Source organism: Lentilactobacillus diolivorans DSM 14421 (genome assembly GCF_001434255.1).
In the GTDB taxonomy this organism is placed as follows: Bacteria; Bacillota; Bacilli; order Lactobacillales; family Lactobacillaceae; genus Lentilactobacillus; species Lentilactobacillus diolivorans.
Genome location: NZ_AZEY01000068.1, coordinates 116,588 through 131,978, shown reverse-complemented (window position 1 = coordinate 131,978; position 15,391 = coordinate 116,588). Strand labels below are relative to the sequence as shown.

Annotated in this window: 13 protein-coding genes; all 13 read left to right on the top strand. The window is 39.9% G+C overall.

What is annotated here, in order from left to right:
- Window positions 1-60: 60 nt before the first annotated feature.
- Entirely contained in the window at window positions 61-1,617 is a 1,557-nt protein-coding gene (guaA, locus tag FC85_RS07135) for a glutamine-hydrolyzing GMP synthase (protein WP_057864842.1), read from the top strand.
- A 369-nt stretch (window positions 1,618-1,986) separates the two neighbouring features.
- The gene (locus tag FC85_RS07130) at window positions 1,987-2,349 is read left to right on the top strand and encodes a hypothetical protein (protein WP_057864841.1); all 363 of its coding nucleotides are present in this window, start codon (window positions 1,987-1,989) and stop codon (window positions 2,347-2,349) included.
- Between the two features lie 533 nt (window positions 2,350-2,882).
- Window positions 2,883-3,113, top strand: a complete 231-nt coding sequence (locus FC85_RS07125) for a type II toxin-antitoxin system HicB family antitoxin (RefSeq protein WP_057864840.1) — start codon at window positions 2,883-2,885, stop codon at window positions 3,111-3,113.
- 167 nt (window positions 3,114-3,280) lie between these two features.
- Window positions 3,281-4,780: a hypothetical protein gene (locus tag FC85_RS07120; protein WP_057864839.1), complete on the top strand. Its 1,500-nt coding sequence runs from the start codon at window positions 3,281-3,283 to the stop codon at window positions 4,778-4,780.
- A gap of 15 nt (window positions 4,781-4,795) precedes the next feature.
- Window positions 4,796-5,815 (top strand): hypothetical protein, encoded by a 1,020-nt coding sequence (locus FC85_RS07115; RefSeq protein ID WP_057864838.1) that lies wholly within the window; start codon window positions 4,796-4,798, stop codon window positions 5,813-5,815.
- Window positions 5,816-5,826: 11 nt separating this feature from the next.
- Window positions 5,827-8,940 (top strand): SbcC/MukB-like Walker B domain-containing protein, encoded by a 3,114-nt coding sequence (locus tag FC85_RS07110; protein WP_057864837.1) that lies wholly within the window; start codon window positions 5,827-5,829, stop codon window positions 8,938-8,940.
- 2 nt (window positions 8,941-8,942) lie between these two features.
- Entirely contained in the window at window positions 8,943-9,755 is an 813-nt protein-coding gene (locus tag FC85_RS07105; RefSeq protein WP_057864836.1) for a DUF2399 domain-containing protein, read from the top strand.
- Between the two features lie 304 nt (window positions 9,756-10,059).
- Window positions 10,060-10,746, top strand: coding sequence for a flavodoxin (locus FC85_RS07100; protein ID WP_057864835.1), 687 nt, complete (start codon window positions 10,060-10,062; stop codon window positions 10,744-10,746).
- A 454-nt stretch (window positions 10,747-11,200) separates the two neighbouring features.
- Window positions 11,201-12,346, top strand: coding sequence for a low temperature requirement protein A (locus FC85_RS07095; RefSeq protein WP_057864834.1), 1,146 nt, complete (start codon window positions 11,201-11,203; stop codon window positions 12,344-12,346).
- Between the two features lie 266 nt (window positions 12,347-12,612).
- The gene (locus FC85_RS07090; protein WP_057864833.1) at window positions 12,613-13,230 is read left to right on the top strand and encodes a flavodoxin; all 618 of its coding nucleotides are present in this window, start codon (window positions 12,613-12,615) and stop codon (window positions 13,228-13,230) included.
- A 145-nt stretch (window positions 13,231-13,375) separates the two neighbouring features.
- Window positions 13,376-14,227, top strand: coding sequence for an aldo/keto reductase (locus FC85_RS07085; protein ID WP_057864832.1), 852 nt, complete (start codon window positions 13,376-13,378; stop codon window positions 14,225-14,227).
- A gap of 26 nt (window positions 14,228-14,253) precedes the next feature.
- Window positions 14,254-14,646: a MerR family transcriptional regulator gene (locus FC85_RS07080; RefSeq protein ID WP_057864831.1), complete on the top strand. Its 393-nt coding sequence runs from the start codon at window positions 14,254-14,256 to the stop codon at window positions 14,644-14,646.
- Entirely contained in the window at window positions 14,647-15,381 is a 735-nt protein-coding gene (locus FC85_RS07075) for an SDR family oxidoreductase (protein WP_057864830.1), read from the top strand.
- Window positions 15,382-15,391 lie beyond the last annotated feature (10 nt).

The window sequence follows — 15,391 nt, the reverse complement described above, 5'->3', positions numbered from 1 at the left end:
GGTTCTAATCGTTTATTATTTATGTAGCATTTAAGACGCAACTTTGAAAGGGTGGAAGAATTGGCAAACGTGGACTTATCAAGCTTCGATAAGATTTTAGTGCTCGATTTCGGTAGTCAATACAACCAATTGATTACAAGACGAATTCGTGATTTAGGCGTATATTCAGAGCTTAAATCACATTCATTGTCCGCAAATGAGATCAAAGCAATGCATCCCAAGGGAATTATTTTTTCCGGGGGTCCAAATAGTGTGTACGATGATGGCGCGCTAAAGGTTGATCCAGATATTTTTAAGTTAGGCATTCCAATTTTAGGAATTTGTTACGGCATGCAGATTATGGCATACACGCTTGCTGGCGGTGAAGTTGAAAAAGCCGACGATGCTGAGTATGGTCATGCTGACATCGAGATTACTTCTGATGATGCGGTTCTGTTCGAAGGGACACCCAAGAAGCAAACCGTTTGGATGAGCCACGGTGATTTAGTAACCAAAGTGCCAGATGGTTTTAAGACGGTTGCAACCAGTCAGAACTGCCCAATTTCTGCCATGCAGGATGTTGAACGGAACTTTTATGGCATTCAATTTCATGCTGAAGTTCGTAATACCCAGCATGGAAATGAAATTTTAAAAAACTTTGCATTTAACGTTTGTCATGCAGAAGCTAACTGGACGATGAATGATTTCATCGATTTGCAGATTGAACATATCCGCAAAGAAGTTGGCGATAAGAAGGTCTTACTTGGCCTTTCCGGCGGGGTTGATTCATCCGTTGTCGGCGTGCTGTTACACAAAGCAATTGGTAAGCAGCTAACCAGTATTTTTGTTGATCATGGTTTGTTGAGAAAAAATGAAGCTGATCAGGTTATGGACAGCTTGGTTGGGAAGTTTGGTTTAAACGTGGTCAAAGTTGACGCGCAGGACCGATTCTTATCCAAGCTTAAGGGTGTCACAGATCCTGAAAAGAAACGAAAGATTATCGGTAAAGAATTTATCGAAGTCTTTAATGACGAAGCTAGAAAATTAGATGGCATTGAATTCCTGGCTCAAGGAACGTTATACACTGACGTTGTTGAAAGTGGAACTGATACCGCTCAAACGATTAAGTCGCATCATAACGTGGGTGGCCTTCCTGAGGACATGAAATTCAAGTTGATCGAACCATTGAACAAGCTTTTCAAAGACGAAGCACGTGAGATTGGTGAAAAATTAGGGATGCCCGATTCATTGGTTTGGCGTCAACCATTCCCAGGCCCTGGTTTAGGAATTCGAGTGCTCGGTGAAGTGACACCTAACAAGATCCGGATCGTTCGTGATAGTGATGCAATCTTACGGGATGAAATTGCTAAAGCGGGTCTGCAACGCAAAGTTTGGCAATATTTTACTGTATTACCAGGTTTCAAGAGTGTTGGTGTTATGGGTGACGGTCGAACTTATGATTATACCGTTGCCATTCGAGCCGTTAATTCAGTCGACGGGATGACTGCCGACTTTGCTCGGTTGCCATGGGAAGTCTTGCAAAAAATCTCGACACGGATTGTAAACGAAGTTGATGGGGTTAATCGAATTGTGTATGACGTTACGAGCAAGCCGCCTTCGACAATTGAGTGGGAATAGAACATACGTTTGCTGTATGGATTTGCATGAGTTTAGATGCGCGCTATTACTGCAAACATACCGGTAAACGATATTGAAAATGCTCACTCAAAAGTAAATAAGTTAAAGCAAAAGTGGTACCCTTTGTGGTACCACTTTTATTTAATTTCGGTCAATATGATTAAGTTTTTAGTAGGCAACAAGACTGTTTGATGTATGGTAATGGTTCCAGAATATCTTAATGAGATGGCTAAAGCAAGTAATCTTGATGTATCTCAAATACTAGTAGAAACCTTAAAAGAGAGATTAGAAGTAAAATGACTTAACAATTGTTGTTTAAAGCTCTGACAGTAATGCGTAAAATTAAAGTTAAAATAAGGAGATCAAAATATGAAAAGTTTGTTAAAGATTTCTGTTGCTACGTTGCTTTCACTGGCAGCACTCTCAACACCTAATTTTGGGGGCATTGCTGTATCTGCCAATACTAGATCTATTTCACTTAAAGAAAGCATACATATTCTTAAAAGAAATGGATATGGTTCTGAAGTTTCTTTACCGAAATTAAAAGCAAGAACAAGTAAGCGGACGCTTATTTGGACATATCCAGGGGCTCAAGGAATGGATAAGATTTCTTTACGACCTATAGGAAAACATTATGTTAAAATTCATGCTATATTTGGAACGCTTCATGGTGGGCACTTCCATGTCCTTCATTATCCGTATGCACCACATTATAAAACCGTAAAGAGATAATAGTAATTGGAGTTAGTGCCGTATATAGAATGATTTTTTACTTGGGTAACTGTCATTAAATAAAGAAGTGGTGCCGCTAATCGGTATCGCTTCTTTTTTGCCTAAAGCAACAAAGGTCAGTGATCAAGTCCTTGATTAACTCATTTTTTTCTGTTATTTTTTAAATTGTTCGGTAATCCAATTATTTTTAATTGAAAACAAATTAATTTTTTTATGTATTTAGTGGTATTAGCCAAAATCTTTATGCTCTTTCCTCATTAATAAATTATGATAGCATGACACTGCATACGGTGCGGCAAGTAGACTAACAAAGCTCGAGAGTAATTTTTAAGGAATATCCATTGCGTAAAGACCTTTTTTCAAGGAATGAGAATATCATGTTTATTTTTTTATAACGATAATGGCGGTTCTACTAACAAATATTAATTTTGAAACGGAAATTTTCGACTTCATTTTCTAATCATGGCATTTTCAAGAGACAGTATTCCGGGCGGCTGTTAAAATTTTCAAGAATTAGAAAGCGAGGCGTAAAAATGAATGGTCTAAAGTATTATATGAATTTGTCGTACGAAGTTGTTATGAATTTTATAGAAGACGAGGGGGAATCCTACTACAAGCTGACGATTCCGCTGCTTCCAGGTGTCATCGCCTTTGGAGCGACGATTGAAGAAGCAATGGCTGATTTAGAAGGTGCCAAAGAGATTTGGCTTAAAAAGTGTCTTCAGGATGGCATTCGGATACCAGAACCGATAAATGAAATATAGCCGTGGCACTATTTTCAACCGAAATTAATGCGTCACCAGTCATCCCGGAATTTCGAATCGACACCAAGGACTTAACAATGGCTAAGAAAAAATCTGATAAATAACAACAGTAAGTTTTATCAAGAGTAATTTAATGATCGAAAATTTCGAAATAAAGGATTTTTTACATGACAGATAAACTTCCAAACCGTTTACGACGATTATTAACAGCCACTATTTTGGGTGGGAATCCCAATCATCCATTAGCTGGCTGGTCAATTTTAACGATTTTGCGGCACAACACGCAAAATATTGATTCACCATTAACGCCGGATTTTTTACTGCAGCATTTCAACATGGCCTATTTGGAACCAAATGAAGCGCCATTGACCAATGAAGTTTTTAAGAGAATTCTTGATCGACTGGTAAGTGCAAATTTAATTGAGCGTAGTAGTCATAAAGTACGTGAACAGATGCATAACGGTACTCGACATATCAAGCAAACCAAAGTCTATCGGATTGGGGCAACTGGCCTGTCGTTTATGAATGGCATGCAGAAAGCCGCCGATGCGCAGGTACTTGCGACAGCAAACGTCAATCGAATTGATGAATATGTTCAATTGGTTGGTGAAATTTTTCGGCAGGTTAATGGAACTGAAACCAGTAAGTTGTTCAACCGTTTTGAAGAGATGATTGATGCTTCTCAGGATGTTTTGAGAGGGATGCACAAACTAGATGCAGATTTATCGGACTTGGCAGATGATATTTCGTTTAACCACGGCAGTGATAAAGCCGAATTATTACAACAGCTGTTAAAGCAACGGGCAATTCCGGCTTTTTCTAAAATGATCAGGACCAGTAACTTAGTTCAGGCAATGGTGCTGGATGACAAATATGCCGATCGAATTGCCAGGAGTAAGCAAGGGCGAGACAGTTTGGATTTAAGCAATCTACTATCTGATCAGAAGAAACTCATGCTCGATTATCATGCAACCAAACGGACTATTCAATCTGGTTTGAGCCAGTTGAACAATAGTTTGGAAACGACAACCAGTGCCATTGATAATAGTGTTGATTCTGTTTACATGCTGTACAACACGATTGAGCAAACCATTGATTTATTGATCCGTGAATATGAGCACAGTCACCAGCAGCAATTAGATTTAAGAAAAATGGTCGATCAGCTTGATGACCTGCTGGCTCATTACCCAACAATTCACTTTCCTCATGCTTTGCCAAATCATTTAGCAGATGACCGTGGCAATGAAGAAACAGATAATTTGTTGGATGCTTCTCTGCTGAGACCGGTTAATTATGTGATTGATAATTCAACCCGCGAGGTCGCTACCGAAGCTGATAATCCTGAAATTGGGGTTGATACTTACGAAAATTCGGATTGGCAGCAGGGGCTACGTGAATTCAAACAGGTTATGAAACCCGATGCGACTGGCCAAGCCGTGGTTAATGATGATCTGGAATTTTCAAGTCAATTAGCAAGGGATGAGGTCGCCCGGCTTTACACGGCAACCGCCTATTCGAAATTTACAAGTTTTGCACCGTTTGGCCGTCAAGTAACTGCCGCATGGGCACTGCCTAATACTGGTCGGGTTCGACTGCATTGCCGGAGTGAAAAGTTCAGCGTCTATTTACCCAGCGGATTTGCAATCAAGTTTGCCGAAACCCGCTAAGAAGGAGTGAAATCGATGATCGAATTAGATAATACCGATCGATATATTGTGAATCAGTTGATTGATCGGGAACTGTTCACAGCTATTCCCGGTCCCAAAGCAACCAAGCTTCAAATAAACGCGGTTCATACCTTTCAGAACGGTTATAAACAACGGCGAGTGGCCAACTTTTTTCAAACACTTATTGGGACATCCCCATTAAATTTTGGCAATAATCTGGTGTTAATGATTGGCCCCAATGAGCTTGATGATCAAGTCAAACACGTTTTATTGGCAACTTTAAAAGTAATCATCAGTTCACCGCAAATGGATGGACTCGAATCCGACATGGTCATTGATTCTCCCAGTGTCATTCATCAGGTCCAAAGCGAGGTCACCGAATTGGATGAGCAGCGGATTTATGAAATTATTGATGGAATTTTTGTTAAACGATTTGGTCTATTGACCCCGGATTATCCTGAAGGATCAGTCACCACCGTACAGACAGAAATTATGGATCCGTTTTGGGACATTGACCCCAATTTTATTAGCATTACGCATGAATTCATTCATTATTTGACTCATCAATCGGATACGGAATCTTTAACCACTGTCCAACAGCTTAATCGGATCCTGTTACAACAACGATTTCTAATACCCAAACAATCGTCCAAGCTTTGGTCACAATTGATTGAAAATAAAACGCGGTTGAGCAAGGATTGGCAGCCGCTTAATCGCTTTAGACTAGAGGTTGGTAACGACTATGCAGTCTTGCTGGATAGCCAACAGCACAAACGGGAAGCCAAACCATTTATTGTGGCAATCGCCCTAGCGAATAAAATGGGGGCAACATTGGCCAAAACAACCTTTCCAAAACAGGTTCGGCAAGTTGTCAAGGATCTTTTCCCTGGTCGGACAATCAACGCCTCGGACGTCAAAAAAGGTTTGTTGGAGAATGCGTTGGTGCTGGACAAAGGAGATTATTTTGAACGGACCCCGGTTGCAAAGCGATTTAGGGCTAGTAACATTGCCGATATTCCTCAAATGGATTACTGAAAGGACTTTTTATGAATAAAAGCAAAAAATTAATCCCGGTTTCATTTCATTTGCGAAATTTCAATCTGTACCGCAAACTTGATTTGCCAGTCTCAAACAATGGTAATTTGGCGTTGGTGGGTGAAAACGGCGTGGGAAAGACCACGTTGGCTAATTGTTTCTTTCCAATGTTGGTTGATGGGTCAATCGCAACTCCGTCATTTAATCCGACAACGGATACCGGTAAACTCAGTAATAGTATTAATCCCCGGAACAGTTCTCAAGACAGTCGAACCTTTGATGCCATGTTATTAGGATGGGGAAGTAGTGCCATGAAGGTCAGAACTGGTTATGCTTACGAAAAGCTTTCATCAAAGTATCGTGATGTTATTTTGGGGATTGGTGCTTATCGGGCTAATGGGGATCCCCGCAGTCGGACTTGGTGGTTTGTGGCAACTAATGAGGATTCGAAGTCTAATTTAACGGTGACAACTACGGCCGATGATGGTCACGCTTTGGATAAAGATGGTTTTAGATTGGCAAACCAGTCCCTGGGCAAACAACTGCATATCTTTGAAAAAGCGACCGATTATCGAGAATTTGTGGCATTTCAGATTTTTGGCTTTACAAGTGGTCAAGAGTTGGGATTATTGGCACAAGCAGATCGAATGATTGCTTCGCCGATGTTGACGGCCGGTAATGCCAAATTCGAACCAATTCGTCAAGCCTTGGTTAACTCACAAGAGAAAATTGATGATGAAATCATTCAGAAAGCAGCCCAATTACAGCGACAGGTTAACGATAAGCAATCACTTCAGGCAAGAATTGAAGAAGCACTTAAGCGGATTGACCGAATTAAGCAGCTTACTTTTTTAGGCAACTTCAATCAACTCAATAAATTATTGATTAATCCTTATAGTACATTATCTGGAAATGTTCGTCGGCAGCAGGTCAATATTGAATCATTGAATCAGACGGCAGTGATTGCTGAAAAGTCAATTACGACCCAGAAAAATAGTTTGGATGAAACCGAGGCCAAACTGACTGAACTTAAAGTTAACCGGGAACGTCAAAAGCTGATTCAATCCCAGCGAGATCAACTAGCCAGAGAAATTAAAAATTTAGAACGAACTGCGCGCCAATATAAAAGAGTATCCGCACAAAAGGAAAAGATTCAAGCGCAACAGAAGGAAAATGCGGTTGCGGCCGCTGACCTCGAATCATCATTAAACGATGTTAAAACATCGCAATTGGCGCCATTGATTGTTCAAATTAAGGACAACCTCATTCAGCTAAAGTGGCAGGAAGTGTTTGAAAATCCTGATCCGACTGAGATCTCGCAAACATTAACTCACCGTTTTCAACAAGCCAGCCAGTTGATTAGTCAATATCAACAATGGGTGAGCAACAGTGACAATTTAAACGATGCCGTGGGTGTTTTTACAGACACTAAGGACCAAATGTCTGATAGTATTGATCGGCATGTGACGGGGTTTCGGACTGGCATAATGAAGGAACAGTTGCATAACGATAACCGGTCAATTCACGATACTGGCGCTGGTAAAATTAGTGATAAATTCAAAATGTTAAAACAGCAAATAGCTGATTTATTAGCCCAGCATCCTGAAATAAAAGCGATGCTGAGTCAGCCCGAATTACTGCCAACGTTAAAGCAGCAGACGATTAATTTGGAAAAGATTGGTAAACACTTAAATCAGTTGGGTCAACGACATGTTACGATTCAAAATGAAAAGGTGTCGCTTCAAAAGCAACTGGAGACACTATTAGAAGCAATGGATTCAGAGTTTAATTTTGAGGATAATCAGCATGAAATTGAAAGCCTTAAAGGACAGCTAAGCTCTTTACAAATTGACCCAACAATTGACGATCAGATTCAGCAAAAGCAAAGGGAGTACGATGGACTGAAACGTCAAATTGACCGTTCCCAAGCTCAATTAACCGGTGCTCATGCAAAAATTGAAAGTTTTAATCAACAAATTGATGATGAGAAACGGGAAATGCAACAGCTGGGTCAGCGAATGACTGAAGCACTGGATCAACTTCAGCCATATTTACCTGTCGATGCTGAATTGACCGGAATTGAGACAGCGACGGCTTATTTAATTGAAAACCAGGCAATGATTAGGAATAATCCAATTGGTGAAATGAGTGACAGAATCGGCCACATGATTAATCGTTCAACCGATGATCGGATGGACAGGCAGGCCGTTAATACCCTTTTTAATGAGTTGGGATATTCTCAAATCGCCGACCAAATGTTTCCACACACAACCGAGACGATGGAAGATGTTGTCTTGGTAGCTTTTGATGTGGATGAAGCGTTTGGCATTTTAAAGACAGAACTTACCAACGTTCAAAAGATGCTGCAACAAATTCACGGTGGCGCAAATTTAGCGGTTGACACGTATAAAACGGCTGTGATTCAGCGGATTACTGCCCAATATCATTCGGTTCAGGATTTTAACCAGATGCTGAGTGAGGGAACCGCCGATAGTGATGGGATTAAAATTAAGATTGAACTCGTGGCATCTAAAGATGTTGACGGTCAGGTCATTAAAGAAGCACTGGATCCATCTTTAGACGCCTTTCCAGCCCTTGATCAGGAAATTGATCGTCGGTTGGCTAAGTTGGCGACGGATCCAGACTTGGCTGATGATGAAGCGATGTTTGTCCAGAAAACCGACGAGCTGCTTGATACTCGAAACTGGTCTGAATTTGTTGTGAAGATTAAACGGCGTCAGAGTGATGAAGATCATTATGAAATTGTTGATGACAGATTCGTAAGGTCTGGCGGGTCGGGAGCTGAGAAAGCCCAGGCCATGGTATTACCGTTGTTATTAGTGCCAAAGATGATTCTTAATCGATCAGCGAAAGCGGATGCCCCCTACGTCGTCATGTTTGATGAGTTTGCTGATAAGCTGGATCCGGAGACTGCCCGAATTTTTGCTAAGACCATTAATAAGTTCGGGTTTAGTTTTATCGCAACCATGCCTAGTGGTGCTCAAAGTAAATTGTTGTCTGATGGCGTTGATAACATTACCTATCAAGTCATTGCCCCTCAAAATCGAAATGACGGCAAATTTCATGTTAATCAGGTCAAACAAGCCTATACCTGGGGAGCTTAAAGATGAGTATTTACAGCGATGAATATGAACGGATGACTGGAATGCCGGCTCCCAAACAAGCTGAACAGTTGGACCGATTATTTGATGAAATTAGTCAGAAACATCTATTGCCACCGAAAGGACAACAGGCGGTTGATTGTGGATTTGTCGCTCATACCTTTAATGATCGAAAAATTAATCCGGCAATCTATGCCTATTATGACTGGGTGTTGAGCAATGAATTTAACGCTGATGAAATTTCAGAATTACCTGCTAATATCATTGGCCATGAGTTTGTCTGTGCCAATATTTTTGCAACGGATTGGCCGCAACCGGTGACTGTTAACCCTTGGCAAATAAAAGACATCCTCCAAATGAAAGTGGCGACTGCTAAGGCCGTAGTTATTGAGAATAATGGTGTTTTTATCTGGTTACTGCATCGCCATCCAACGTGGCCGTTAATTTTACAATCGGGAAATGACTTTAATGCGACTTATCTAAAGGTAATGAAAGCTTTGGCAGGCGAGATTAAATTAGCGTATCTTGGTGATTTGGATACGAGTGGCATTAGGATAGCAGATCAGCTTACCACGCATCTTGGAAATGAGGACTTTCAGAATTTAGCTGTCATTCAAAGCCCAAGTCAGGTGGCTCAGTGGCTAGCCGGCTATGGAAAAGTGGATGATTCCGATAGAATCCATGTCAGTGTGGAACCGCATAATCAATTTTGGAAAGAAGAAAGTTATTTATTGATGGTTAACCAACAGTTTGTCGAACAGGAACAATTGATTGATTCGTATGAAACCCTTATTCCTGAATGGTTGGGACAGGCTTAATTGATCATAGTCACTATTGTGAGGGACTTGATCATTTTTTCAATTATGTATCTCCTGAAAAAGCAGTTGGCTCAGATGAGGTATACCTCCAAAGTTAAAGTAAAAAACTTTAACTCTGGAGGTATTTTTTTATGACCAAGATTTCAAAAACCCTCAAATTACGATAATTTCAAAATCAGGCTTGCATTAAAGTTAGCTCCAAGGTTTAAGGTAAATGAGAAGTGCGAGGGAAGAAAGGAATACGTATCATAAGAATATTTGTAAGTCATTTTAAACGAATTATGAAATTGGAGGCAGCTTTGCAATGAAACTAGCAAATCAAGCATCACAGAATAATGAACGAGACGCAAGCGGGGAAATCGATGGTCAACTAATCCTTGCCCCGCAACTCAGTAAAACAGATTCCCAGTGGCAAAATGGTGCTGGGATCATTTCCGATGGAAAAGATACCAATAGTCAGAATCAGCCAACTCGTAAAATTACCTCAACGGCCAAAGAACTAATCATTTACTTTTCTCGTTCTGGTAGTACCGAATTATTGGCCAGTAAAATTGAACAACAAACCAACGCTGATATTTTAGAGATTGTTATTAAAGACCCATACGCAAGTAATTATCAAGAGACTCTGTCACGGGTTAACTCTGAGCGGACCAATCAGGATTATCCAGAATTGAATATGCAGGTTCCTGATTTAAGTCAATATCAAACAATTTATTTAGGCTACCAAGTTTGGGCGATGACGTTGTCCCACCCAATGGTGTCATTTATCAATACTTATGGTAACCAGTTTATCAATAAACGGCTTGCACCATTTATGACCCAAGGCGGCTACGGTCAGGGTGACAGTGTTCAGCGTTTACGACAATTGATTCGGAACCAGGGGGATCAAGGAAATACATTTGCTAGTGCTTTAGTGGTTGATGGTAATAAAGTTGACCGAGCAAATTCTCAGGTATCCAACTGGGTTACTCAGGTTAACGAAAACAGTTAATCAAGATGCGCCGATCTTAAGTCGCTTAAACATCTTAAAAGAAAATATGTTATGAGTAAGAAAAACTTGTTAAAAATATTAAATTAGGTCACGACGGTCTTCTGAAACCTTGATTGATGATGACAGCGATATTTCTGCCAGAGGAGTTTTTGTATCGGCAGAAAATTGGTTCAAACCTCGGTTGCAAAAATCTAACTTTGATTAAATTAAGCAGTTGAATTGCTTTTTAGTAACATTTAAATGAATTTGTTTAGTTACTCATCGAACCCAGTGATCATGGTATTCCTCCAAACAGAAATACTTGTGTTACTGGGCTTTTTTTATTATTAAATGGTTAATTGCGGTCAGTCGAAATGTTATGAATTAAATAAAATGGTTCCAGCAACGAAATTGTTATGAATCATTGCTATAGTGAAAGAGAAATAACTTGTAAAAGATGAGGGGGATATCATTCATGTTTCAAATATTTGGAAAGCCACGAAATATTACTGAGGTCATTCGTAATCGAAAGATCAGCTGGTTGGAGCTCTTCTATGATTTGATCTTTGCTGTGGTTATTGGCCGAATTACTGATGGCGTGGTTGAACATTTTTCAATCCAGTCGTTGATTAATTCGTTTATTATTTTTGGCTGGTTCTTCTGGAGCTGGCATGAAACGTCTGGTTATTTTGACAATCATGGAAATGATTCAGTACTTAATATTGGGATTATTAATATTCAGATGATTTTAACGGGAATAGCCGCGATTTACATTCCTGAAGCGATTGAAGGCCACTTTCGGTATTTGATTATTGCCTTACTGCCAATTGAACTGATGCTCATTTTTGTTTGGTATGCCATCAGTTATTTTGATGCTGCTCACGGACCTGCTTCAAAAATTTGGTCTCGAACGTATATGGGCGCGTTCATATTCTTATTGACTAGTGCATTGGTTAGGGAACCCGTTCAATATATTTTGATTATTGTGGCATTGATAATCAATTACAGTGCTGTCTTTTTTGCGAACTCGGCTTTGAAACATGAATATACCACCATTAAAATGCCTTATGTTTTGAAAGATTCTTTAATTGAACGATATGGATTGATGACTATGATTGCTTTAGGTGAAATGATTTCAGGCCTTTATGCCAAGTTGAATAATATTGTGCCACTTCGATTATTTGACTTTATTATGGGAGTCGTTTTAGCTGATTTGATCGGTGCTGTTTATTATCAGGTAATTGGGGAGCTACACATTCAAATGCATTCATCTGTTCAAGTGATGGGGGTCCGCTGGTTGTTTTTGTTGGATATTTACTTGATTATCTTGAACGCCGTATTTCTTCAACTACTTTTAGCAGAGAATAGTCGGTTAATAAAAGTGGCTTTTATTATTGTTTTATTTGCCAGTCTTTTTATGATGTGGGTGATTCAACGGATAACGGCACAAAAAGTTGCGGATCACCGAGCGGGGTTGGGCTTTTTTACGGTTGAGTTTTTGATTCTGATTGTGACAATCATCCTGCCGACACCAGTGATGTTAGGCTTGGTAAATTTAGTATTGCTGGTCATTAATATTCGGTATCGTCGGAAAATTAATCAGGTATTGAATAAACCTTAACTGTTGTTGGTAGAAATTAGGGCGAAAGGATTATCGGGGCTGGTGCAAAAGTAATTTTGTCCCAGTCCCGTTCCTTTTGTACAATCACGATTATTACCAAGCGAAAACGTGAAGTAAAATCCCTTCCAGAGCACAACCGCCATTTATCTCACTCTGCATAATTTTTTATTTTGAATAATCTCTTGCGTTGGAGTTAAGTCCAAGGTTTATACTTTTTTCAACGTAAAGGATAAGCAACTGAACCAAAAAGATAAGGAGATGACCAAATGCGTAAAATAAGTTTAATCATTGTTGGGGTTATTGCAGCAGCGGGTGTGCTGACAGGATTGTACTTCGCACACGCGGCAACAACATCAAAGAACTCAAGTGATGTATCCAGGACCAAACAAGAAACGGGTAAATCACATCAAGGTAATAAAAAATTGATTATTTACTTTTCGGCGTCAGGAACAACCAAGGCAGCTGCGGAGGTTATTCAGTCTAAAACCGGTGCGGATATTGTTCGGTTGCAACCAAAGGAAAAGTATCCAGATGACTATAATAATTTAGTCAAAGTTGCTAAGAATCAGTTGGACAACGGGATTCATCCTGCTATTAAAACCACGATTCCCAACTTGAAGCGATATCGGACGATTCTGGTTGGGTTTCCAACGTGGTGGCATCAACCGCCAATGATTATTCATTCTTTATTTGATAGATACAATTTTTCAAATAAGATAATTGTGCCGTTTACGACTAGTTCAAGTGATCCGATCAGCCGTTCAATGCCTGAGATGAGAAAGTTGACACAAGCGGATGGTGCAAAGATCACAAGTGGTTTTCGCTATGATAACAATGATGATGACTTGGATAATTTCCTGAGGAACCATCATTTAAATCAGTAACTGAGTGTTTGAATGAAGATTGATTAAGAAAAAGATTTGCATTGGAGTTCACACCAAGGTTTATGATGACCTTGGAATTATAAATTAACTACTAAGCAGGTTGAACCTCTTGAATTGGGATTCAATAGAATGGGAGAAATAAAGAATGGAAACAATTAAATTAAATAATGGCGTTGAAATGCCGGTTCTAGGTTACGGTGTTTTTCAAATCACAGATCAACAAGTCGCAGAAAACGCAGTTGTCGATGCAATTGACAGTGGTTATCGATTAATTGATACAGCGGCTTCTTATGGTAATGAAGAAGCTGTTGGTAAGGCCATCAAACGTAGTGGAATTGCCAGAAAAGATTTGTTTATTACCACTAAATTATGGGTGTCGGATACCGGTTACGAAGCAACCAAGAAAGCATTTGACAAGTCATTGGAACGGCTTCAACTGGATTATCTTGACTTGTATTTGATTCATCAGCCGTATGGAGATGTGTATGGTTCTTGGCGGGCAATGGAAGAATTATATAAAGAAGGTAAGATTCGGGCAATTGGGGTCTCAAACTTTTCTTCCGATCGGCTAATTGATTTAACTTTAAATAACGATGTTAAACCAGCTTTAGATCAAATTGAAACTAACCCTTGGATGCAACAAAAAGATGAAGTCGCATACTTGAAGGCTCATGACATTCAACCGGAAGCTTGGGCACCCTTCGCTGAAGGTAAACACGACATTTTTAAGAATGAGGTTTTGACAAAAATTGGCTCAAAGTACAGTAAATCAGTTGGTCAAGTCATTTTAAGGTGGTTAACACAACGGGGAATTGTTGCGGTTTCGAAGTCTTCACGAAAAGAGCGAATGGCAGAAAATCTCAATAGTCTTGATTTCCATTTGACAGATGATGAGATGGCTCAAATTGCATCTTTGGATAAGCATGAAAGTCAGTTTTTTGATCACCGTGATCCGGCAGCTGTTGAACGAATCCTGAACTTGGTTCGTAAAGTTTAAATTTAAATCATAAGGAAGTTAGCCCCATGAACATTGATACAGTTGCAAAGAAGTTTGATGTGACCAAAGATACATTGCGTTATTGGGAGCGTGTTGGCATATTACCGACTGTCAAGCGAAACCAGAGTGGTTATCGTGAGTATAGTAAATATGACATGAACTGGATCTTTTATATTAAAGCTTTGCGTCATGCAGGAATGACTATTGAAGCATTGATCGAATTCGTGAAATTGTATCGCGATGATCATCTAAATACTGATGTTCGGAAGTCGCTATTGATTGAGCAGCGCCAAGACTTAGTTGATAAGGTTGCCGCAATTAATCAAACGCTTAATTATTTGAATTACAAAATTGATCATTATGAAGATCATACGTTGAAATATGAACAAGAAAAGCTCTCTTACGAGGAGGAAAATTAGATGAGTAAAGTGATTGTTATTACTGGTGCTTCAAGTGGAATTGGTGAAACGACGGCTAAATTATTAGCAAAGAATGGCCATCAACTAGTTTTAGGGGCTCGGCGTGATTCTAAACTACAGCAAATTGTAACCGACATTAAGGCGGCAGGTGGCACAGCTGTTTATAAGAGCACAGATGTCACCGATCTATCAAGTGTTAAAGCGTTGGCAAAATTGGCACTTGATTCATTCGGCAAAATTGATGTTTGGATGAATAATGCTGGTCTGATGCCACATTCAGAATTTATTAAGGGTAAAGTTGACGATTGGAACCGGATGATTGATGTTAATTTACGCGGGATTCTTTATGGGATTAACGCTGCGCTGCCAAGTATGCGGGCACAAAAATCCGGTCAGTTTATTAACATGGCATCGGTAGCCGCTCATGCGGTTCACCAAGGTGGTGGGGTTTATAGTGCCACTAAGGCTGGTGTTTTAATGATCAGTGAGGCTTTAAGACAAGAGGAAGCGGCAGCCAAAAGTAATGTTCGCGTGACGGTGGTTTCACCCGGTGCCATTGCAACTGAATTAGTTGAGAATGTGACCGATCCAACAACAAAAGCAGCACTTGAAAAGTATTATCAGCAAACCGCCATTTCTCCTGATCGGATTGCGTCATCAATTATGGCAGCAATTGATTTGCCGGCAGATGCATCGGTAAATGAGATTGTCATCAGACCAACAGGCCAAGAATAGGATGTGATTT

Excerpts from the sequence above, each read along its gene's own strand:
- FC85_RS07080 (WP_057864831.1), top strand. The coding sequence starts at position 14,254 with ATGAACATTGATACAGTTGCAAAGAAGTTTGATGTGACCAAAGATACA.
- FC85_RS07110 (WP_057864837.1), top strand. The coding sequence starts at position 5,827 with ATGAATAAAAGCAAAAAATTAATCCCGGTTTCATTTCATTTGCGAAAT.
- FC85_RS07130 (WP_057864841.1), top strand. The coding sequence starts at position 1,987 with ATGAAAAGTTTGTTAAAGATTTCTGTTGCTACGTTGCTTTCACTGGCA.
- FC85_RS07125 (WP_057864840.1), top strand. The coding sequence starts at position 2,883 with ATGAATGGTCTAAAGTATTATATGAATTTGTCGTACGAAGTTGTTATG.
- FC85_RS07090 (WP_057864833.1), top strand. The coding sequence starts at position 12,613 with ATGCGTAAAATAAGTTTAATCATTGTTGGGGTTATTGCAGCAGCGGGT.
- FC85_RS07100 (WP_057864835.1), top strand. The coding sequence starts at position 10,060 with ATGAAACTAGCAAATCAAGCATCACAGAATAATGAACGAGACGCAAGC.
- FC85_RS07115 (WP_057864838.1), top strand. The coding sequence starts at position 4,796 with ATGATCGAATTAGATAATACCGATCGATATATTGTGAATCAGTTGATT.
- FC85_RS07095 (WP_057864834.1), top strand. The coding sequence starts at position 11,201 with ATGTTTCAAATATTTGGAAAGCCACGAAATATTACTGAGGTCATTCGT.
- FC85_RS07085 (WP_057864832.1), top strand. The coding sequence starts at position 13,376 with ATGGAAACAATTAAATTAAATAATGGCGTTGAAATGCCGGTTCTAGGT.
- FC85_RS07075 (WP_057864830.1), top strand. The coding sequence starts at position 14,647 with ATGAGTAAAGTGATTGTTATTACTGGTGCTTCAAGTGGAATTGGTGAA.
- FC85_RS07120 (WP_057864839.1), top strand. The coding sequence starts at position 3,281 with ATGACAGATAAACTTCCAAACCGTTTACGACGATTATTAACAGCCACT.
- FC85_RS07105 (WP_057864836.1), top strand. The coding sequence starts at position 8,943 with ATGAGTATTTACAGCGATGAATATGAACGGATGACTGGAATGCCGGCT.